Genomic DNA, 20,806 nt, shown 5'->3' on the forward strand with positions numbered 1-20,806 from the left:
TCCTCGCTCAGGGGTGGGCCACGGGAATGCCGAGCAATCCGTTCAGTGCGGCCAGGATCGGTTCGGCACCGGAGATGTACTGCCGGTCCTGGTGCGCGCCACTGGCCAGGTCGCTGCGTACGCCCTGCGGCAGCACCAGCTTGGGCAACGACTGGTCCTGCTCGCCGATCTCGGCGATCACCTCGCGGCGTGGCCGCGCGAAGCCGATGCGACGTACGTCCAGCTGCGCATCAAGGCCGTCGATGCTCGACAGTGCACCTTCCAGCAACAGGCTGTGCCGGCAGAAGAAGCGCTGGCCGGGAATCTGGCCGTCCTCGAACTCGCGATCGAGCAGGAACAGGATGGGTTTGCTTGCTGCGTCGAGCGTCACTGGGGGGTCCTCATCTGGGCCGGCAATGCGATGCCGCTTCGATATCGATGCTAGAGATGCCGACGGCTGCGGCAGCGACGCCTGGCGACAATCGGCGGTCAGATCCGGCCATGCAGATGCGGCGTGGCCATAAGCAAAGCGCCGCCGGTTATGGCGTCAGGCGATGCGTCGCAGCGGCGCCGCTACCGCCAGCGCCTGCGTCGCCAGGTGGCCGGCCGCACGCTCGGCTGCCAGCGCGATGCGTGCCTGCAAGGCTGCACTGTTGATCTGCTCGCCATCGAAGTCGGCAGGCGTGGCATACACCCCGATCGGCAGCGTGTGCGCCTGCAGGAAACTGAACAACGGCCGCAACTGGTGGTCGATCACCAGCGCATGGCGCTCGCTGCCACCGGTCGCTGCCAGCAGCACAGGCGTATCCACCAGCGCCTCCAGCCCGACGAAGTCGACCAGGTGCTTGAACAACCCGGGATACGAGCCGCGATAGACCGGCGCGGCCACCACCAGCAGCTCTGCGGCCTCGATGCTCTGCAGCGCCTGCTCCACCTCCGGCCCCGCCTCATCGCGCGACAACGACTGGCCCAGCGAGCGCGCGATCGGCGCCAGCTCCACCAGCTCCACGCTGGCATGCACGCGTTGCTGCAGCGACGCCAGCAGATGCCGCACCAGCAGCAACGTGCGCGATGTCGCCGAACTGGTCGGCGACCCCACCAATGCAACCACCTTCAATGCAGAAGACATGAACTGTTCCCGTGTAGAGCCGAGCCATGCTCGGCTGCCTTTGGCGTGAACCTCAGAACCGGTAATTGACCCGCCCGTACCAGTAGGCGCCCACATTGCCCAGCACATCGCCGCTATCCCAAGTCGTCTCGATGCTGGCCACATCGGTGGCACTGCGCGCATACCCGGGCACCTTGCGCGTGCGCTTGTCGAACACATTGTTGATCCCCAGCGCCGCGCTCCAGCCCGCTCCCAGCTCCACGCCGCCGGACAGGTTGGTCACCAGCACCGGCGGCTGCTTGTACTCCACGCCGTTGTTCAGGCGCTTGATCGGTCCGTAGTAGGTGAAATCGACGTTCGAGCGCCAGCGCCCGTTCTGCCAGCCCAGCCCGGCTACCTGGGTGTAGCTGGGCGTGCGGAAGCGCAGCGCGTATTCGCTGCTCTTGGTCAGCAGGTTGATGTTCGGCAGCCCCTGCAGCGCCGCCGGAATGTCGCTCACTTTCTGGATGGTGGTACGGCCGACGTTGGCCGCGTAGCTCCAGCGCAGCTTGCCCCACGCAGTGTCCTGGTTGGCTTCCAGGGTCAGCTCGACACCGCGCGTGCGGGTATTGCCTACATTGGTGAAGTAGCTGGCGTAGAACGCATCACCCGGCAGGATGCTGATGCCGGCGGAACCCAGCAGCGCATCGATGGTGTTCTTCTGCGCCGCGCTCAACACCGTACCGCTGTTGTCGGTGATGCGCGCCGGATCCTGCGCGTTGTAGCCGATCTGGCTGGACTGGCCCAGCTGGCCACGGATGTCGATCTGGTACGCATCCACGGCCAGATGGAATGCGGGGCTCGGGTCCCAGGTCACGCCCAGGCTGTAGTTGGTGGCTTTCTCGGGCTTCAGCGGCGTAGCACCCAGCGCAACCGCCGCCGGTGAAGACACCTGCGCCACCAGCGTGGTCCCGCAAGGGCAGCTGCCCGTGGCCTGGTAGAACTGTGCGCCCAGGCTGGGCGCATGGAAGCCGTTGCTGACCGTCGCGCGTACACCCAACGCGTCGGTGAAGTCGAAGCGCGTGGTCAGGCGGCCAGTGGAGACACTGCCGAAGTCGGAATGATCTTCCCAGCGCGCCGCTGCATCCAGATACCAGCGCGAGGTGATGTTGCTGGCCGCGCCCACATAGACCGCCTTGCTGTTGCGCGTCGCCTTCACCGCATCGGCGGTGGAGTAGCCCACGAACGCGGCTGCACCGAAGCCGGTGTACGACTCCCACTGCCCGGCCCCGCGTTCGTACTGTTCGTGCTGGTACTCGGCGCCTGCGCTCACTTCCAGCGGCGACGCAAAGGCGGCCACCTCGAAGCCACGGCGCAGGTCGAGGTTGGCGATCCCCTGCTGGTAGTCCAGCTTGCCGTCATAGAAGTCAGTGGGCGAACCGGGATACGGCAGCGAGTAGTTCACCGAATTGCGGGTATAGGTGCGCACCGTGCTGCGGTTGCCGGTCAGGCTGGCGTCGTAATCCCAGCCCGCGATCTGCCCCTTCACGCCCGCAGTGCCGGTGTACTGCTTTTCCTTGGTCTCCAGCACCGGCAGGAAGCCATCGGGAAACACGCTCAGCACGCCGGGTGCCTTGTAGGTGGTGAAGATGGTCGCCGGCAGGCGGAAGTTCTGGATCGCCTGCGCGGTGCGGTCACTGGCCGTGGCGTTGGCGTAGAACTGCGCGCTCTCGCCCAGGCCATGGTCTGCATTCACTGCGAAAGCCTTCAACGCGTACGACGGCGAGCTGAGGATGGTGTTGGCCTCGGCATCGCGGTTGGCCTCGGCCGGGTTCGGCGATGCACCCGCCGGCAAGCGATTGTTCGGGCGCAGTGCGACCCGGTTGCCGTTGGCATCTACTGCCGGATAGCTCAGGTAGCCATCGATGTAGCGACGGGTGCGGATCGCGTGGTGCTGCCGCGTGTTCTCGCCGGACAGGTTGACGAAGCCATCCTGGCCCCACGGCAGGCCGACATTGGCGCGCACGCTGGTACGCGAACCATCACCATCGATGCTCTGCCCGCTCTCCACCGACACATCGCCACCGTGCGCCTGCGATTTCAGGATCACGTTGACCACGCCGGTGATCGCGTCCGAGCCATAGATGGCCGACGCACCATCACGCAGCACTTCCACGTGGTCGATGGCCGACACCGGAATCAACGCCAGGTCCGCCCACGCATGGCCTGGGAAGCCGCCCCCATTGGCACCGCTCACATAGGCACTGGCATTGCGGCGCTTGCCGTTCACCAGCACCAGCGTGTAGCCCGGTGACAGGTTGCGCAGCTGGTAGCCACGGATCAGGCTCTCCTGGTCGCTCTGGTAGCCGCCGATCTGGCTCAGCGACGGCAGGCTGCGCTGCAGCGCTTCCAGCAGGTTGCCCTGCCCGGTCGCGGCGAGGTCCTCTGCAGAGATCACATCGATGGGCGTGGAACTGTTCTTCACCGTGCGCGTGCTGGTACGCGAACCGGTCACCACCACCGCATCCAGCGTGGACGCGGCCACGTTGGCCGTCGCGGCGGTGGCAGCAGGATCTGCGTCTGCTTCAGCCGCATGGCTGGGCGAGGCGGCAAGGATGGCTGTGATCAGAACAGCGAGAGTGCTCAGGACAGGGGCTTGGGCGGCAGGCATGGGGGCTCGTGGGGGTGGGCCGGAAACACGCTTCCATTCAAGGGCCTGTTCACCTGGTGCGACAGGCGGGATCGCGTCACCCAGCCGTAACATCCGGCCACCCACATGACCGCTGGTAATGACGTTAGGCGGCGCACACGCACGGGGTCCCCCACGGAGTCGGATCCCTTTCCATAGGAAAGGGCTCTGACCCCACGCACGCCTCCCCACCACGGGGTCACAGCCCTTCCTGCGGAAGGGATCCGACCCCGGTTCCCATATGCCCGCCCGGCATCACCTCATGCCCGCGCATCACGCAACGCCACGCACCGCCACCCGTAGCATCAAGCCATGCCCACCCCACCCGCCGATCCCACCGCGCCGCTCGTTGCCATCGTCGCCTGCCACGGCCAGGGGCTGTTCGAATTCGGCTGCGCGGTCGGCCTGTTCGCGCCGGTGCGGCCGGAACTCGGCGTGGCCTGGTACCGCACCCAGCTGTGCGCAGGCGAACCCGGTGCGCTGCGCATGCTCGGCAATGCGCAGGTGCAGCTTCCCTACGATCTCAGCGCGGTTGATGACGCCGACATCATCGTCATCCCCGGTTGGCGCGAACCCAGCGAGCGCCCACCGCAGGCACTGCTCGATGCACTGATCCGTGCCCACGCACGCGGCGCGCGCATCGCCTCGATCTGCTCCGGTGCGTTCGTACTCGCCTGGGCCGGGCTGCTCGATGGCCGCCAGGCCACCACCCACTGGCGCCTCACCGAAGCGCTGGCACGCGAGTTCCCACGCATCGATGTGCGGGAAGATGCGCTGTACGTGGATATCGGCAGCATCATCACTTCGGCCGGCTCGGCCACCGGCATGGACATGATGCTGCACATGGTGCGCAAGGACTACGGCGCGCGCGTGGCCAACCTGGTGGCCGAACGGCTGGTCCTGGCACCATGGCGTGATGCCGAGCGCAGCCAGCGCGTCAGCCGCGCCATTCCCCACGGCGAGCCCACCCGCTTGGCAAAGCTGATGGAATGGATGCGCCGCAACCTGCGCGAGCCCCACTCACTGGGCAGCCTCGCCGAGCAGGCCGCGCTCAGCCAACGCACGCTGCAGCGGCAGTTCCTGGACGCCACCGGCCTGTCGCCGATCGACTGGCTGATCCGCGAGCGCGTGGCTTTCGCGCGCGAGCTGCTGGAAACCACTGACCGGCCGCTGCAGTGGATTGCAGAACAGGCCGGCTTTGGTTCGCAGGAATCGTTCCGTCGGCACTTCCGCGGTCAGGTCGACGCGAGCCCTACCGAGTACCGCAGCCAGCATCGCGGCGGTCTCGGTGCCGACCGGTTGGTGGGCTGTTGATCCAGTGCGCGGAGCCAGGCGTGGCGTGAGCAAAGCCTCACGACGGTCCGGGCTTGCGTGCGTATAGTGACGTGCGTCACAAGAAGCCCCTTCCATGCTCCATGCATTTGCTTACTCCAGCCGCATGTCGGCTGGGCTGTCCAATCAAGCCCTCCACCAGATCGTCTCGCAATCTGCCACGTTCAATCGCCGGGTGGACGTTACCGGTGCGCTGATCGTCGACGGGCAGCGGTTTTTCCAGTACATCGAAGGCCCGCCCGACGCCCTGGAAGCAGTCAAGCGCCGCATCCATGACAGCCGCTCGCATGCTGCCGTCGTGCCGGTACTGGACATGTCCATCAGCGCGCGTGCCGTTCCGTACTGGGCAATGACCCACATCGAGACCGGGCAGATCGTGGTGTCCGGCCTGGTGAATGCGCGCTGGGACGAGTTCGGCCATTCCATTCCGGGCATGGACCAGCTCGTCGGCCTGCTGCGTCCGCATTTTCCACGCGTCGGCAGCGTCGGCGCGCCACGCGCAGCCGCCTGATAGACACTGAACCATCGCCTTGCACGCGCACGCCGACGCGGCCGCGCGCTGCGTTCAGGCGTCATCATCCAGATCTCCTTTCCCATCGTCTTCGCCACGCCCATCGCATGCCCGTACCCGCCCACCCTGCAACGGAAACACGCGCATCGCCTGCCGACCTGTTCGAGATCGTCGTCGTGCGTGCAGGCACCGTCCTGTTCGCCATCGACATCCAGGCGGCGGTCGAAATCCGCGGTCCGGAGGCATTCGGCCCTGCAGACCGCAACGGCAGGCCGACCCTGGAGGTCCGTGGGCAGCCATTACCCGTCGTCGACCTGCGCCGCATGAGCGGCCAACCGGCATTCGAGGGTGGCAGCCCGGCCATGCTGTTGATCAACGCCGGCACCGCAACCCTGGCGCTGGCCGTGGACGAAGTGCTGGAGATCGAGACGCCGGACGCGAGCGCGAACACCCCCGAGCCTGCAGCGGGCCAATCGTTCTGCTTCTGCAGCCGGCACATTCAACTCGATCCGGCGCGCTCGGCTGCACTGATCGAACCGGCGGCACTGCTGGGCGCACTTGCCGCGCCGGGGTGACCGGCGGCGTCTCAGGATCGTCCTGCAAAGGCACGGTTTCGCAGCCTCCAGCACTGCGCGGCAAAGCCGATCAAAAACACCACCAGGCAGGCCAGCAGCGTGTGCAGCACCACCGGGGCCATCGGCGCCGCCGCAATCGGATGCGCTGCCGGCAAGCGGGTCAGCGTTTCGTTGACGCCGGGCACCAACGAGAGCAGGAAGCTGAACGACAGTGCGAAGGTCGACAGGTAACGCGCGGCGCGCCCCAGCCAGCGCAGCCGCGCGGCCAGCATGCCGCCGAATGCCACCAGCAGCACGATCACCCCGAATGCGTGGCCGGGGTTGATCCCGCCCGTGCTGGACACGGTGAACGAGGTGGCCACCGATAGCACCAGCCCAACCAGGTACAGCTTGCCCGCGCGCGTGGCGAGATCGATTGCGCGGTGGCGAATGAAGGCATACAGGCCACTCAACACCGGGATCAGGCTGACAGCGGTATGGATCACGCCAAGTGTGGACAGAGGGTGGGACATGGGACATCTCCAGGGACAGAATGAACCTACTAGTAGGCAGGCATTGGACTCAAAAAGAAGGCCCGCGTCGCCGCAGGCCCACCACACATCTCTCAGGACGCCGCGCTCACCCGCGCGATCGCCAACCGCGCCAGTGCCGCGAAGGTCGCCGCATCACCGAAACCGCGCGCGGCCAGCATCGCGCCGTGCACCGATGACATGAACGCCTTGGCCTCATCGGCCGCCGAGCCCTGCAACTGCAGCTGGCCCATCGAAACGCCCTTCTCCAGCGTCACTGCCAGCCAGCCGCTCAAGTCCTCGAAATGGCCGCGCACTTCCTCAGCGATCTCTGCCGGAATCATCGGCGCTTCGGCGGCCAGCATCGCGCAGATGCAGAACGAGGACGTACCCCCTGCAATACAGCTGGACCAGTACTCCACATACGCGTTGAGTTCCTGCAGCGGGTCGTCGAGCTGGCGATCCAGCAACGCCAGACCTTCGCGCGCCTCGGCCCGGTACAGCTCGACCACCGTGCGCACCAGCTCCGCCTTGCTGGGGAAGTGGTGATGGATGCTGGCCTTGCTGATGTTCACCCGCGCCGACACGTCGGCGTAGCTGAAGCCGTTGTAGCCACCGGCTTCCAGCAGCGCACGGGCATGGGCCAGGATTTCCTGCGCCTTGGGCGAGAGCGACTCTTTCATGGCAATAAACCTACTAGTAGGTAGACACCCTGTCAACCCCTCTCTGCTGCACCCGCCAGGCATCATTCCCGGCAGAGCCGGCCGCTGGCCGGCTTGCTGGCAACGTGACCTTTGATTGCCCCTCAATGCGAAGATACGTACACCGCATCGGCTGGCGGAGGTGGCAGCGCGAAACTGCGCCGCATCCGCGCGACCTCGGCCGCCGGCGGCAACGCGAACAGGCGCTTGAACTCACGGCTGAACTGCGATGGGCTGGCATACCCCACCGCCAGCGATGCCGCTTCGGCAGTCATCCCCTGCCGCAGCATCAGCAACCGTGCCTGGTGCAGGCGGGTCGACTTCACGTACTGCATCGGCGACGTGCCGGTAATCGCGCGGAAGTGGTCGTGGAAGGTCGCCACACTCATGCCCGCTTCGGTGGCCAGTTGCCCCACGTCCAGGGCGGTGGCATATCCGGCATGGATCGTCCGCAGCACTCTGCCGATGCTGCCGAAGCGCCCGCGCATGGCCAGCGCCTCGCGCATTGCGCCGCCCTGTGCACCCGTCAGCACGCGGAAGTACACCTCACGCACCAACGCAGGGCCGAGCACGGCAGCCTCCAACGGTTCAGCCAGTGCCTCCAGCAGGCGCAGCACCGTGGACTGCATCGGCGCCTGCATCGGGCTGGACATCATGCCCTGCGCCGGTGTCGCCGGGGTGCCCTCCTGTTCACCCAGTTCGATCAGCAGATCCGCCGCCAGCTGCAGATCCAGATGCAGGTAGATCGCCAGCAGCGGCGCCTGGGCCGACGCATCGGTTTCCATCGTGAACGGCACCGGCACCGACACTGCCAGATAGTGCTGCGCGTCGTACTGGTAGACCTGCCCGCCCAGATAGCCACGCTTCACGCCCTGGCAGACGATCACGATGCCGGGGTCGTACAACACCGGCGTGCGCGCCAGTGGCCGGTCCGATCGCAGCAACCGCACCCCCGGCAGGCGCGTGAGCGTATAGCCCTCCTCCACCGCCAGCGTCTTCAGCAGGCCGACCATGCGCGCCTGCACCTGCCGTTGCAGGGAATCGACCACAGGCACAGGCACTCCAGAGGAATAGGCAAGAATGGCCGAATCCTAGGCCTGTGACCCCGGTCGTTCAAGAACTAACGTGCAAGCCCTGCCCACCACGAACGCCCCCTCATGCCCCCTTCCCGCTTTCTCCTCATCACCGGTGTCAGCAGTGGATTCGGCCGCGCCCTTGCCCAGCAGGCCCTGCTGGCCGGCCACCGCGTGGTCGGCACCGTGCGCAACGAAACCGACCGCCAGGTACTCGAAGCGCTCGCTCCCGGCCGCGCATTCGGTCGCCTGCTGGACGTAACCGATACCGCCGCCATCAATGCGCTCGTCGCCGATATCGAAACCAACATCGGAAGCATCGACGTGCTGGTCAACAACGCTGGCTACGGCCACGAAGGCATCCTCGAAGAATCCACGCTCGCCGAGCTGCGGCAGCAATTCGAGGTGAACGTGTTCGCTCCGGCCGCGCTGATCAAGGCCGTGCTGCCGCACATGCGCGCCCGGCGCCGCGGCCATATCCTCAACATCACCTCCATGGGCGGTTTCATCACGATGCCGGGCATCGCGTGGTACTGCGGCAGCAAGTTCGCGCTGGAGGGCATCAGTGAAGTGCTTGGCAAGGAAGTCGCGCCGTTTGGTATCCACGTCACGGCCGTCGCGCCGGGTTCCTTCCGCACCGACTGGGCAGGCCGCTCGATGGTGCGGGCACCGCGCAGCATTGACGACTACGACGCATTGTTCGATCCCATCCGCAACGCGCGTGAGGCGAAGAGTGGTCACCAGCCCGGTGATCCAGTGAAGGCTGCGCAGGCCATGCTGCAGGTCATCGACAGCGACGCTCCTCCCCGCCACTTGCTGCTGGGCAGTGATGCACTGCAGCTGGTGAGGGCAAAGCTGGCATCGATGGCCGGTAGCATCGACGCGTGGGAACAGCTGAGCCGTTCGACCGACGGCGTAGCGTGAGATCTTGAGGCCGCCGATGCCCTCACCGGCGGCCTCCCCCTGCCCGCTCAGTCTTCCTGCACCAGCTTGAACTCGCGCAGCAGGCCACCGATCTGGGTCTTGTCCAGCTTGTTCATCAGCAGATTGCGCAGGAACGCAGGCCCGGGAATATCCAGTTCCTTGCCATCGCGCAGGCGGCCGGTGGCGGCCAGCAGCGAGCGCACGTCATACGTGGAATTGAACACCTCCGGCACGCCGCGCTCGATCCCCAGCAGGGTGTACACCGCTTCCATCGGCGTGCGCACCGAATACTCGGTGGTGAAGATGCAGTCGCGCTGCTTCGATTCGGCAAACTGGCCGATGAAGGCGAAGTTCACCGCACCGTCCGGCACCACGTCCGGGCGGTCACCGGCCTGGCGTGGCATGAAGAACGCCGTGATGTACGGCATCATCACCGGCACCGTCTTCGCACCGGTCGCGGCCAGCGCATCAATCTCTTCCACCGGCACGCCCAGGTGGTACAGCCACTCGCGGGTGATCTCCTCGCCGGTGCACTCCTGCATCGGCTTTTTCACATAGTCGCCCGGCGTATCCACAAACAGCGAGTACACCCAGACCACGATCTGGTCCCTGGGCTGGTTCTTGAAATGCGGCTGGCGGTTCACCGTCCAGCTCATCAGCCAGCGCGAGTCGCGCACGCTGACGATGCCGCCGGTCACTACCTTGCCACTGAACGGGTCGCGCTTGGCGATCTTCTGGATGTAAGCCGGAATGCGCGCATCCAGCGTCGTCACTGTCGCCGATTCCCACTTGGTCTGCGGGATATGCGCGCCGAACACGTCCGGGCGACCGAACGCCGCATCCTTCGCGGCGATGCGACGCCACAGGTCCCAGGCCGGCGCCGGTCCTTCGTTCAAACGCGCCGCGGTGTAGTGATCGCCATTATCCGAGTTTTCGGTCAGCGAACCGATTGTCATGAAAACAAGATCATCCGCGCCCAGATCCACGCCATCGGCTACACCATCACGCATCCAGTGGATACGCGTGGCCTGCTTGCGGCCCGGCTGCAGATCGAAGTCGACGTCGGTCACCTCGGTGCCGTACTGGAACACCACGCCCTGCTCCTGCAACCACTTCACCAGCGGCAGCACCAGCGATTCATACTGGTTGTACCGGGTGAACTTCAACGCCGAGAAATCCGGCAGGCCGCCGATGTGGTGGATGAAGCGATGCAGGTACAGCTTCATCTCCAGCGCCGAATGCCATTCCTCGAACGCGAACATGGTGCGCCAGTACAGCCAGAAGTTGCTGTCCAGGAAGTCGCGGCCCAGCACCTCGTCGATCCGCTTGTTCTCCATCTCCTTCCGGGTGGCCAGGAACAGCGCGATGATGTCCTTCTGGGCCTGCTCGGTCAGCGTGAACAGGCCATCAGTGTGCGCATCTTCGCCGCGATTGATGGTGGCACGCTGCAGCGAATAGTTCGGGTCGTCCTTGTTCAACCAGTAGAACTCGTCCAGCACGCTGGCATCTTCAATCTCCAGCGACGGAATTGAGCGGAACAGGTCCCACAGGCACTCGAAGTGGTCTTCCATCTCGCGGCCGCCGCGGATCACGAAGCCCTTCTCCGGCACCTTCAGGCCATCCAGCGCGCCGCCAGGAATCTGCTGCTGTTCAAGGATGGTGATGCGTTCACCGGCCATGCGCCCGTCGCGCACCAGGAACGCGGCGCCGGCCAGCGAGGCCAGGCCCGAGCCCACAAACCAGGCGCGCTTGCCATCCACACCGGCCGGCTTGCGCGGGCGCGCGAAAGCTTCGTAGTTGCCACTGCTGTAATACATGCGTTGCACCTTCCTGGAGGGGTCATCAGGAACCGGCAGCGGAATGACACAGCCATCCGATGCAGGTCATGACCCTACTCTAGCGCCGATCCGATGTATCGTTTCCTGCGCGCAGGCTGCGACGGAATGACGCAGCCGCGTCAGAGCGTCCTTCCCAACAGCATGCCTGGCCAGCCGTCCACGTTGAACGGCGCGATGCGCGTATACCCGCAGGATTCATAGAAGCGCACCAGGTCGCCGCTGCCTCCGGCGTAGCAGTCCACACGCAGATGGTCGACACCGGCAGCGCGCGCCTGCTCGTCGGCAAACGCCATCAGTCGGCGGCCGATGCCACGCACGCGCACATCACGCGAGGCCACCAGAACCCGCACATACAGCTCCGGCCCGGTGGGCGCCGGCACATAGGGCATCGACTCGCCCAGTGCCAGGAACGCCCGCACGTCGCCCTGCTCGTTCTGCGCCACCCATGCGCCTGGCAGTGCACACGCCTCGGTGACCTGGGCAATCCGGCGCGGCATCGTCGACCACGGTTCGCTGCCCCATTGCTGCACATTGCCGATCGACACGAACCACTCGATCACCTCGTCAAAGAGCCCCAACACTGCAGGGGCATCGGCCGCGCTGGCGCGGCGGATGTTCAAGGCGTCCTTTCCGGTTTCAGTCATGCGTTCCGCTCCTGTCATACCACGCTCCCCAACCCTGGAAAACAGGGGGAGCATCGGCCGGTTCAACCAGTCTAGCGCGTACCCCAGCGTGGCCACCTGTACCGGACCAAAGCAGTCGGAAGTCCATGTGACTTCCAGCGCGCCGCCAGGAATCTGCTGCTGTTCCCAGTGTCGCAGGTGCGTACAGACTCGATGCTTCATCAACCGCGTGGAGCATCCCCTCCGGCAATGAACCAGCGCTGGAACCCCTCGATCGCATCCGGCATCAGGGCGCGGGCGCGTTCACGCACCAGCACTTCGGCGTCGCGCATCGCGCTGATCGCATCCGGCCGCGCGCACAACGCCATCGCCACATCCGACGCGTCCAGCATCGCCAGGTTCACGCCCACGCCCACCGGAGGCATCAGATGCGCCGCATCGCCGATCAAGGTCACGCCATCGCGCGGGGTCCAGCAAAAATCCGCTGGCAGGCTGTAGATCGGCCGCCGCACGAAGTCCGTGCAGGCCTCCAGCAGGCGCCGAAGGTTCGTGGCCCACCCGGTATAGCAGCCTGTCACCAGCGTCCGTATGCCGTGCTGCGCGATCTGCGCATCAAGCCACTCGGAAGAGCGCTTCAGCGCCGCATACACGCAGAGCCGATCGCGGCTGTTGCGTTGCACGAACAAGGCCTCCTCGCCGCCAAAGCAGAACAGGCTGCCCTGCCCGACCATCGCTGCGATGTCCGCAGCAGGCTGTGCGATCCAACCTTCGAAGAAGGTAATGCCGGTGGGCACCGGCTGGCACGTACTCAAGGCCGCGCGCACTTTCGACCACGCACCATCGGCACCGATCACGATGTCCGCCTCGCGCTGCACGCCGTTGGCGAATCGCAGGCCGTGCCCGTTCGCCTGTGCAGATACCAGCGCGGTCAGGCTGTGGCCCCACTGCACCGTGTCCGCCGGCAGCGCGTCCAGCAGCAGCTGGCGCAGGTCGCCGCGGTCGATCTCCGGCTTGTCCTTGCTCCCTTCCGGCCCGAACCCGCCGGTGGTGATCTCCCCGGACCACGGGTCGCCCATCCGCGCCTCCTGCCCCTCATGCCGTGCGACCGCACGGAAGGCCTCCAGCAGGCCCGCGCGCTGCAGCGCCACCTGCCCGGAATCGTCGTGCAGATCCAGCGTGCCGCCCTGTGTGCGCTGCTGCCCGGATGCTTCGCCCTCGTACACGCTCACGGGGTGACCGCCGCGATGCAGGATGAGCGCAGCGGTGAGGCCAGCGGGGCCTGCGCCGATGACGGCAATACGAGGAGGGTGCTGCATGGCGCGATCCAGGTGAGTTGATACGTCAACCGTATGCCGCAAGGGTTGACATGTCAACCCTTGCCCGGCAACGTTCGGCCATGACCTCCCCCAGCATCACACCCGACGAATGGGCCGCCTGGCGCGGCTTCCGGCGCATGGCAGAAATCACCTCCGGCCGCATCGTCCAGGACATCACCCGTAGCACCGGGCTCTCAAGGGCCGACTTCATCGTGCTGATGGAGCTGAACCAGTCCAAGGATCGCTGCCGCCGCCAGCGCGAACTGCTGGACTACCTGGAATGGGACAAGACGCGCCTCTCGCACCAGCTGACCCGCATGGCGGGCCGTGGCCTGATCGAACGCGATACCGACAGCGAAAACGTCGTAGTGATCCGCATGACCACAGAAGGTCACGCGCAGCTGCGCGCGGCACGGCCGGTACACGCCGCCGGTGTCCGCCGGTATTTTCTCGACCATCTCTCCGCGGATGATCGTGCCGCACTGCAGCGGATCACCGACAAACTGCATGCCGCCCTTCAGGACGCGGAGAACTGAGCCATCGCCCCGGTAGTGCCGGCCGCTGGCCGGCAACTGCACGCACCCAACGCCACCGGGATGCCGGCCAGCGGCCGGCACTACCACGCCCGGGCGTTCGTGGCGGGTTTGACATGCAGGCATTTACCTGCATATAGTCCACTCGAGGGCGGCGCCTGCCAGCCCATCGCGAGGAAACTGCAATGGTGGATATCGCACACAGGGTCGGCATCAAGGCCCCCGCAAGCCAGGTGTACCAGGCGCTGGCCACCCCCGAAGGCGTGGCCGCCTGGTGGGCCGAAGACGCGCACGGCGACCGCGAAGCCGGCGGCACGGTCAAGGTCCGTTTCACCAACAACGGCCAGGAAATCGGCGCCATGGAGATGAAGCTTGAGCAGCTTGTTCCAGGCGAGCTCGTGCTGTGGCGGTTCCACGCCGGCCCCGCCGAATGGATCGGCACCCACGCGCGCTTCGCGCTGAAGCAGGAAGGCGACTACTGCATCGTGCTGTTCACGCACGAAGGCTGGAAGGAACGTGTCGAGTTCACCTCCCACTGCAGCACCAAGTGGGCGGTGTTCCTGATGAGCCTGAAGGCACTGCTGGAAACCGGCAAGGGCCAGCCCAACCCACACGACGTCAGGATCGACAACTGGAATTGAAGACCTCCCCATGGCGGTAGACCACGTACGCGACGCAGACAAGGTGTTCAAGGCACTGGCCGATCCCACGCGCCGGACGCTGCTGGATCTGCTCTGCAAGGACAACGGGCAGACGCTGGGCCAGCTGTGCGAACACCTGGAGATGGCCCGGCAATCGGTCACCCAGCACCTGGGCCTGCTGGAAGACGCCAACCTGATCAGCACCGTGCGCCGTGGCCGCGAGAAGCTGCACTTCATCAACCCGGTCCCCCTGCATGAAGTCTACGAACGCTGGGTACGCAAGTTCGAGCAGCAGCGCCTGAGCCTGCTGCATGACCTGAAACGCGAACTGGAAGGAGAATGACGATGTCTGCAGAGTCAACCCGCTTCATCCACGTGATCTATATCGCGTCCACGCCACAGAAGGTGTTCGAGGCCATCACCCGCCCCGAGATCGCCAGTCGCTACTGGGGCCACGAGAACGTCTCGGACTGGAAACCGGGCTCGCGCTGGCAGCACGTGCGTGCAAATGAAACGCGCTCGGTCGAGCTGGTCGGCGAAGTGGTGGAGAGCACCCCGCCCTCGCGCCTGGTCATCACCTGGGCCGCCGCCTCGCAGGCCGACAATCCCGCTGCCTACAGCCGCGTCACCTTCGACATCGTGCCCTACCAGGACATGGTGCGGCTGACGGTTACCCATGAGGAACTGGAACCCGGCAGCGGCATGGATACCGGCATCCGCCAGGGCTGGCCGATCGTGCTGTCCAGCCTGAAGTCGCTGCTGGAGACGGGCAAGGGGCTGGATGTGTTTGCGAAGCCGAACTGAGTCGTGCCGCAATCGGCGGCGGAGCGCCATCCGCCGCCAGCGCTCCCTGGCCGGTCAATCGCTCAATCTGCGCGAACGTCCATAACTGCCATGCACATCCTGCTTGATCCAATCGGCCAGCAGGCGCAGGTAGCCGTCGGTGATCCGTGTCGACACCCGGTTGCCCTCGGCATCGGTGCGGAACTCGACCATGCCGTGGTCGGTATCCGGGAACAGGTAGGTGTCGATCGGTTGCCCCGACGCGCGCAGGCGCGACAGGATCGAACGCGTGGCGGCAATCGGCGCGGCGTGGTCCTGCTCGGCCAGCACCCACAGCAACGGCACCTTCAGGCGGCGCAGCGCGGCCTCGGCGTCGTAGTCCCAGATCAGTTCCAGGTTGTCGAATCGCGCGCGACCGATCCGGCGCAGGTCAGCGTCACTCATGCGCAGCATGTCGCCGCTGTATTCGCCGCTGATGTTCTTTGCCCACGGTGCGGCACCGATCTGCGTACGCACCTTCGCCAGCGCCTCGAACCCTTCATTGAAATGCGTGCGCATCAACTGCGCGGTCGCGTCTGAAAGCTGGCCGACCTGCTTCATCGCCGTTGCATCCAGCTGCATGCGGCGTGCCTCGTCGAACAGCTGCTCGCGGTCCTCCTCGATCGGCGACACCACCAGCCCGAAACCGATCGCCACGAAATCCGCCTGCGAGCGCGTCGCCGCAAGCGGTGCGATCCACCCGCCCTGGCTGCCACCGAAGTAGCCGGCGCGGCCGAACCGGCCTCTCGCCAGTTCGCGCGCCTTGGCAAGCGCCGCCGCCGCGTCGTCGGCCAGCAGCTCGAAGTTCTGTGTGTACTCGCCTTCCGAATCGCCGGTGCCACGCTTCTGGTAAGCGAACACCGAAATACCCTGCGCCACCAGCATGCGCTGGTAGATCGCCGCCACCGCCATCGTGCGTTCCGAGCCGTGCACCAGCACCACCAACGGCCGTTTGGGGTCGGCCGGACCGGCTGGTTCGATCAGCTGCCCGGCCAGTTTTGTTCCGGCACTGCTGAAGGTCGTCTCGGTATCGCGGGTCGGCAGTCGCTGCCAGCGCTGCGTCGCTCCCGCAGGCGACCTGAAGCTGACCACATCGTCGCTGCAGCTCACCTGCGCGTTGGCATCACCGGTGGCGCCACGTCGCCCGTCCAGCATCAGATAGCGCTGGCCTGTGGCCGGCGCCGCAGCGGGTGCGCCCAGCACCACGATGTTGCCCTGCCCGTCACCGTAGGCACTGACCGTGCACAGCTCGGCGGCTGCAACCGGCAGGCCAGAACACACCAGCACCGCGCTCAACAACGAACGACTCCTCCACCCTGCCATGCCCTTCCCCGGTATCGTGAACCCGCCTCGTGCGGGCGCCCGGCGCAGCCTAGCGCGTTCGTTCGCCAGATTCATGCTGCATCTGCTTACTGTCGGCCTCTCCCATGGCCATACTGGGCGGACGATGCGGACTTCAGAGCGCACCATGCACACACATCTCGAACAGATCGGCAGCACCCGCGTCCTGCGCAGCGCCGATACAGGCCCGCTGCTGGATGGCAACGCCTTGCACGACCTGGTCGGCGATGCCCTTGGGCACCAGGCCGAGTGGATCGCCGTGCCGGTGCAGCGCCTTTCGGCAGACTTCTTCGAGCTGCGCTCCGGCATGGCCGGGCAATGGCTGCAGATGCTGGTGAACTACCGCCTGCACTTCGCCGTCCTGGGCGATGTCAGCGCCTACCGCGCACAGAGCGAATCGCTGGACGCGTGGATCACCGAATGCAACCGCGGCCGCGACGGCTGCTTCGTGGCCGACTGGGGCGCCCTGCTGCCGCGCCTTTCGGCCCCCGCCAGCGCCGGCTGAACGCCGCCCCCACGCTCACCCTCGCCAAACCTGGTTCCGACTGCACTCCGACGCCGCCCGCCACAGCATCACCCGCGGGCTCCCCAGGCGACGTTCGATGCGCGCTTCAGACGCAGATTCCCTGCACAGCAAAGTGGCGGCGGTCACCCTCGGTTTCTGGGTGATGAAGATCGCCGCCACCACCCTCGGCGAGACTGCGGGTGACCTGCTGTCGATGACGCTCAACCTCGGCTACGTGGCCAGCTCGGCCATCCTGCTGGCGATCTTTGCCGGCCTGCTGGGCATGCAGGTGTCGGCGCGGCGCTTCCATCCGGTGCTGTTCTGGTCGGTGGTGCTGGCCACCAGCACCGCCGGCACGACCCTGTCGGACCTGATCGACCGCACGCTCGGCCTGGGCTACGCCACCGGCGCCAGTCTGCTGGCCGGCTGCCTGGCGCTGGTGCTGCTGGCCTGGCGCATGTCGGAAAAGTCGATCTCGGTCAGCAACATCGCATCGCGCCGCGCCGAAGGCTTTTACTGGACCGCCGTGCTGTTCTCCAACACGCTCGGCACCGCGCTGGGCGACTTCCTCGCCGACGATTCCGGACTGGGCTTCACCGGTGGCGCGCTGCTGATCGGCAGCCTCATCGCGCTCACCGCATTGGCCAGCCGCATCAAGGGCATCAACCGGGTCATCCTGTTCTGGATCGCCTTCGTGCTCACCCGCCCGTTCGGCGCCACCTTCGGCGACCTGCTCACCAAGCCGCTGGAAAAGGGCGGCCTGGGCTTCGGCACGGTAGGTTCGTCGCTGGTGCTGTTCACCATTCTCGCCACACTCGTGGCACTGCCGATGTTGCAGCGCAAAGCGCAGCTAGCCAGCTAGCGCGCCGTCCATCCCCCATCCACCGGCAGCGCCGTGCCGGTGATCTGCGCCGCAGCGTCCGAAGCCAGGAACACCACCATCTCACCCAGCTGATCGGGCGTCACAAACTGCAACGACGGCTGCTTCTCAGCCAGCAGCGCACGCGCGGCGGACTCCTGATCCGTGCCTTCGCGCTCGGCCAACGCGGTGATCTGCTGCTCGACCAGCGCCGTCCGCGCCCAGCCCGGGCAGATCGCATTGGCGGTAATGCCCGTACCCGCATTCTCCAGCGCGGTCACCTTGGTGAACCCCACCACGCCATGCTTGGCCGCCACGTAGGCCGACTTGTTCACCGAGCCCACCAGCCCGTGCACCGACGCAATGTTGATGATGCGGCCGGCGCCCTGCTGCTTCATGTGGGGCAAGGCCGCCGCCGTTGCATGGAACACCGCCGAGAGATTCAGCGCCAGAATCGCATCCCACTTTTCGACCGGGAATTCCTCGATCGACGCGGTGTGCTGGATGCCCGCGTTGTTTACCAGGATGTCGATGCGGCCCATCGTCGCGACGGCGCGATCGATCATCCCGCGCACCGCCTCGCCATGGGAAAGGTCGGCGCCGTCATGCGCCACGCGCACGCCGAACTCGGCTTCCAGTTTGGAACGGATGCGTTCGATTTCCGCCGCATCGCCGAAGCCGTTCAGCACGATGTCCGCGCCTTGCCGGGCCAGCGCGGTCGCAATGCCAAGACCGATACCGCTGGTGGAGCCGGTGACCACCGCAACCTTGCCACTGAACATGGGTGAGCTTCCATCGGGGGTAGGACGCCAGTGTAGCGTTATCGGCCTCCGCACCCTCCTCCTATGTGCCCACGTCCAACGAGTACGCCAGCAGGAACTCCCTGGCGTACTCATTCCCAGCCTGCGCCGAAGCGCGGATCAGGTACACCGCACGTGGCACGTCGCTGGGGACACCCTTGCCATGGAACAGCGCCAGGCCAAACTCGTACATGGCCGACGGATAGCCGGCCTCCGATGCCCGCTCAAAATGCGCGGCCGCCCGCATGAAGTCCTGCTCGACGCGGTCACCGGTCAGCAGGCACAGCCCTACCGCATGGATCGCCGGCATATAGCCCTTCTCTGCGGCCTGCTTGAGGGTCGCGAAGCTGTCCGCCTCGGCATGGGCGTGGTCCTCCCCCACAGGCATCGAGGAAGAGAGGAACAGCGCTTCGGCACAGCCGCTTGCAAGCTGCGGAGCCAACAGCCGCCGCGCCTCGGCAATGTCACCACGGTCGAGCACCGCATCGAAGTCAGTTGTGAGCTGGGTTGGCATGTTCGTCATGGCGCAGGCTTCCTTCCTGTTTGCGGGCATCCGTTCGCCCGGCTGACAGTATGCCTGCACCAGGCCAGGGCGTTGCGCCAGCCCCACAAGACCGGGTGACCAGAAGGCTCTCCGCGTCCATCGATGTTGGCCCTATAGTCAACGCCATCCACCCAAGGATGGCCCGATGAACCCCTGCAACGCCCTACTGCCTGCCGCCCTGATCGCGCTGCTCGCTCCCGCTACCAGCGTGGCCGCACCGGCCGCACAACCGGCCACACCGCTCACCACCGGCAGCGTGCGGCTGGACATTGCCAGTGGCCGCGTCGAGGGCGAGGTCTGCATGTCCAACCTCCCAGCCGAATCAAGGGGCGCGTTCGTACTCAACGCCGGTCTGAACGTCGCGCGGGTCTCCGACGATGACGGCAAGCCGGTAGGGTTCGATGGCTGGTACGACCCGGGTGTGGATGGCGAAGCGCGTGTCTATACCCTGGCAGAGCCCGCCGCCGCGCTCTGCGTGCAGTATGTGGGCGCGTTCCCGCTGTACCCGAAGCACGATGCCCTGGGCGACTTCAAGGGCATGATGGCCTTCAACGGCGACAGCGCCCGCTTCACCGAGCAGTCCGCATGGCTGCCGCAGGCGTTCGATCCCAAGGCGCGCGTGCGCAGCAGCGAGAGCCGCTACGACCTGCAGGTGGACTGCGCCGGCTGCCGCTTCCTGTATCTCAACGGCAGCCCGGCCATCGAAGGCGCGCAGGGGCGATTCCGCAGCGACACCGCCCGACCGATCCTGCTGTTCGGCGGCAGCGGCCCGATCACCCGCACTGCGCAGGTCACCATCCTCAACGAGACCCTGCCCACGGCCAAGGTCGATGCATTGTCCAGCACGGTGCAGAAGGTTGCCGACGTGCACAGCCGCTACATGGGCGCGCCGCTGGCCGACCGCCCCACCTTCCTGCGCATGGTCACGCTCAACCAGATCGAGCGCGACCGCGAAGGCAGCGAATGGGGCTTTGCCACCTGGCCGACCATCGCCATGAGCGGCAGCATCGGCAATGTGGCCGACTCGCTGCAGGCCGGGGGCGAGCAGGCCGAGCGGCGCGTGCAGTACATCGCACACGAAATGGGCCATTACTATTTCGGCACACTGAACCGTCCGCAGGGGCCGTATTTCTGGGTGCTGCTGGAGTCCAGCGCCGAGTTCCTGTCGATCAAGGCGCTGCGTGAGATCAGTGGCGATGCCGCGGCCGATCGCTATATTGCGCGACTGCAATCGGCCATCGACACGCAGGACAAGCCGCTGCCCGCATTCGATGCCATCGACGGCAGCTCCGATCTGGGCGAGATGTATCGCTACGTCTATGCCCCCTTGCTGTTGCTCTCGCTGGAAAAGCAAGTGGGTGAGGCGAAGATGCAGGCCTTCATGCGCGGGCTGCTGGCCGCGCCGTCGCCGAGGAACTGGGCCGAGCTGCAGGGCATTGCGCTGAAGGCCGGCATCGATGGCAAGACCTGGGAGCACTGGCGGGCAAGCTGTGTGGCTGGCGGCAGGCAGAGGTGCCAGTAGATCCACGCCATTCGTGGATTCACTCCCTCAACGCCCGCACGACTGAATCGCCCAGCACCGTGTCCAAGGCAACCCGCCCCCC

Annotated in this window: 23 protein-coding genes; 11 read left to right on the forward strand and 12 right to left on the reverse strand. The window is 66.1% G+C overall.

Translation table 11 applies throughout. The features are described 5' to 3' along the window. Positions 1-7 precede the first annotated feature (7 nt). The 3 genes from AC5JLE_RS04210 to AC5JLE_RS04220 form a co-directional block, all read right to left on the reverse strand. Positions 8-370, reverse strand: a complete 363-nt coding sequence (locus tag AC5JLE_RS04210; RefSeq protein ID WP_032960011.1) for a DUF3088 family protein — start codon at positions 368-370, stop codon at positions 8-10. A 156-nt stretch (positions 371-526) separates the two neighbouring features. Continuing rightward, entirely contained in the window at positions 527-1,108 is a 582-nt protein-coding gene (gene msuE, locus AC5JLE_RS04215; protein ID WP_100449923.1) for an FMN reductase, read from the reverse strand. 52 nt (positions 1,109-1,160) lie between these two features. Continuing rightward, a complete protein-coding gene (locus AC5JLE_RS04220; RefSeq protein WP_496065065.1) occupies positions 1,161-3,737 on the reverse strand; it encodes a TonB-dependent receptor plug domain-containing protein in 2,577 nt (858 codons plus the stop codon). A 330-nt stretch (positions 3,738-4,067) separates the two neighbouring features. Here AC5JLE_RS04220 and AC5JLE_RS04225 point away from each other — a divergent pair, with 330 nt between their 5' ends. The 3 genes from AC5JLE_RS04225 to AC5JLE_RS04235 all read left to right on the forward strand — a co-directional run bounded on the left by AC5JLE_RS04225 (position 4,068) and on the right by AC5JLE_RS04235 (position 6,173). Beyond that, positions 4,068-5,069, forward strand: coding sequence for a helix-turn-helix domain-containing protein (locus AC5JLE_RS04225; RefSeq protein WP_496065066.1), 1,002 nt, complete (start codon positions 4,068-4,070; stop codon positions 5,067-5,069). Positions 5,070-5,163: 94 nt separating this feature from the next. After that, positions 5,164-5,598 carry a BLUF domain-containing protein gene (locus AC5JLE_RS04230; RefSeq protein WP_100449920.1) on the forward strand — a complete coding sequence of 145 codons (435 nt, stop codon included), beginning with the start codon at positions 5,164-5,166 and terminating at the stop codon, positions 5,596-5,598. A gap of 107 nt (positions 5,599-5,705) precedes the next feature. Next, positions 5,706-6,173 carry a chemotaxis protein CheW gene (locus tag AC5JLE_RS04235; protein WP_053494833.1) on the forward strand — a complete coding sequence of 156 codons (468 nt, stop codon included), beginning with the start codon at positions 5,706-5,708 and terminating at the stop codon, positions 6,171-6,173. 11 nt (positions 6,174-6,184) lie between these two features. Here AC5JLE_RS04235 and AC5JLE_RS04240 read toward each other — a convergent pair whose 3' ends face one another. From AC5JLE_RS04240 to AC5JLE_RS04250, 3 genes are all read right to left on the reverse strand, one after another. Beyond that, complete coding sequence (locus AC5JLE_RS04240; RefSeq protein ID WP_496065067.1) at positions 6,185-6,685, reverse strand: hypothetical protein; 501 nt, start codon at positions 6,683-6,685, stop codon at positions 6,185-6,187. 92 nt (positions 6,686-6,777) lie between these two features. Continuing rightward, complete coding sequence (locus AC5JLE_RS04245; RefSeq protein WP_496065068.1) at positions 6,778-7,365, reverse strand: TetR/AcrR family transcriptional regulator; 588 nt, start codon at positions 7,363-7,365, stop codon at positions 6,778-6,780. Between the two features lie 122 nt (positions 7,366-7,487). After that, positions 7,488-8,432 (reverse strand): AraC family transcriptional regulator, encoded by a 945-nt coding sequence (locus AC5JLE_RS04250; protein WP_496065069.1) that lies wholly within the window; start codon positions 8,430-8,432, stop codon positions 7,488-7,490. A gap of 108 nt (positions 8,433-8,540) precedes the next feature. Here AC5JLE_RS04250 and AC5JLE_RS04255 point away from each other — a divergent pair, with 108 nt between their 5' ends. After that, on the forward strand, positions 8,541-9,380 hold the full coding sequence (locus AC5JLE_RS04255; RefSeq protein WP_134966714.1) for an oxidoreductase: 840 nt from the start codon (positions 8,541-8,543) through the stop codon (positions 9,378-9,380). Between the two features lie 47 nt (positions 9,381-9,427). On the opposite strand, the gene AC5JLE_RS04260 is transcribed toward AC5JLE_RS04255, so the two are convergent. The 3 genes from AC5JLE_RS04260 to AC5JLE_RS04270 all read right to left on the reverse strand — a co-directional run bounded on the left by AC5JLE_RS04260 (position 9,428) and on the right by AC5JLE_RS04270 (position 13,157). Then, positions 9,428-11,197 (reverse strand): oleate hydratase, encoded by a 1,770-nt coding sequence (locus tag AC5JLE_RS04260; RefSeq protein WP_496065070.1) that lies wholly within the window; start codon positions 11,195-11,197, stop codon positions 9,428-9,430. Between the two features lie 140 nt (positions 11,198-11,337). Next, complete coding sequence (locus AC5JLE_RS04265) at positions 11,338-11,862, reverse strand: GNAT family N-acetyltransferase (protein WP_014646887.1); 525 nt, start codon at positions 11,860-11,862, stop codon at positions 11,338-11,340. Positions 11,863-12,062: 200 nt separating this feature from the next. Next, positions 12,063-13,157, reverse strand: coding sequence for an FAD-dependent oxidoreductase (locus tag AC5JLE_RS04270; protein WP_164110220.1), 1,095 nt, complete (start codon positions 13,155-13,157; stop codon positions 12,063-12,065). An 80-nt stretch (positions 13,158-13,237) separates the two neighbouring features. On the opposite strand from AC5JLE_RS04270, the gene AC5JLE_RS04275 reads away from it, so the two are divergent. The 4 genes from AC5JLE_RS04275 (at position 13,238) to AC5JLE_RS04290 (ending at position 15,135) form a co-directional block, all read left to right on the forward strand. Next, a complete protein-coding gene (locus AC5JLE_RS04275) occupies positions 13,238-13,693 on the forward strand; it encodes a MarR family winged helix-turn-helix transcriptional regulator (protein WP_496065071.1) in 456 nt (151 codons plus the stop codon). A 182-nt stretch (positions 13,694-13,875) separates the two neighbouring features. Continuing rightward, complete coding sequence (locus AC5JLE_RS04280) at positions 13,876-14,331, forward strand: SRPBCC family protein (RefSeq protein WP_197561650.1); 456 nt, start codon at positions 13,876-13,878, stop codon at positions 14,329-14,331. Positions 14,332-14,341: 10 nt separating this feature from the next. Further along, positions 14,342-14,674, forward strand: coding sequence for an ArsR/SmtB family transcription factor (locus tag AC5JLE_RS04285; protein ID WP_100449912.1), 333 nt, complete (start codon positions 14,342-14,344; stop codon positions 14,672-14,674). Positions 14,675-14,676: 2 nt separating this feature from the next. Next, positions 14,677-15,135, forward strand: coding sequence for an SRPBCC family protein (locus tag AC5JLE_RS04290; protein WP_069117095.1), 459 nt, complete (start codon positions 14,677-14,679; stop codon positions 15,133-15,135). A gap of 54 nt (positions 15,136-15,189) precedes the next feature. On the opposite strand, the gene AC5JLE_RS04295 is transcribed toward AC5JLE_RS04290, so the two are convergent. Continuing rightward, entirely contained in the window at positions 15,190-16,440 is a 1,251-nt protein-coding gene (locus AC5JLE_RS04295; RefSeq protein ID WP_414613886.1) for an alpha/beta hydrolase family protein, read from the reverse strand. A 181-nt stretch (positions 16,441-16,621) separates the two neighbouring features. On the opposite strand from AC5JLE_RS04295, the gene AC5JLE_RS04300 reads away from it, so the two are divergent. Further along, complete coding sequence (locus AC5JLE_RS04300) at positions 16,622-16,999, forward strand: DUF4180 domain-containing protein (RefSeq protein WP_414613868.1); 378 nt, start codon at positions 16,622-16,624, stop codon at positions 16,997-16,999. Between the two features lie 97 nt (positions 17,000-17,096). Beyond that, positions 17,097-17,861, forward strand: a complete 765-nt coding sequence (locus AC5JLE_RS04305) for a COG4705 family protein (RefSeq protein ID WP_496065072.1) — start codon at positions 17,097-17,099, stop codon at positions 17,859-17,861. Here AC5JLE_RS04305 and AC5JLE_RS04310 read toward each other — a convergent pair. Next, positions 17,858-18,640 carry a 3-hydroxybutyrate dehydrogenase gene (locus AC5JLE_RS04310; protein ID WP_241884817.1) on the reverse strand — a complete coding sequence of 261 codons (783 nt, stop codon included), beginning with the start codon at positions 18,638-18,640 and terminating at the stop codon, positions 17,858-17,860. The two genes, AC5JLE_RS04305 and AC5JLE_RS04310, sit on opposite strands and share 4 nt — an antisense overlap. A gap of 61 nt (positions 18,641-18,701) precedes the next feature. Further along, positions 18,702-19,181 (reverse strand): tetratricopeptide repeat protein, encoded by a 480-nt coding sequence (locus tag AC5JLE_RS04315; RefSeq protein ID WP_496065073.1) that lies wholly within the window; start codon positions 19,179-19,181, stop codon positions 18,702-18,704. 166 nt (positions 19,182-19,347) lie between these two features. Here AC5JLE_RS04315 and AC5JLE_RS04320 point away from each other — a divergent pair, with 166 nt between their 5' ends. Beyond that, entirely contained in the window at positions 19,348-20,724 is a 1,377-nt protein-coding gene (locus AC5JLE_RS04320) for a hypothetical protein (RefSeq protein WP_414613865.1), read from the forward strand. The last annotated feature ends 82 nt before the right edge of the window (positions 20,725-20,806 follow it).

It is taken from the genome of Stenotrophomonas sp., assembly GCF_059505245.1.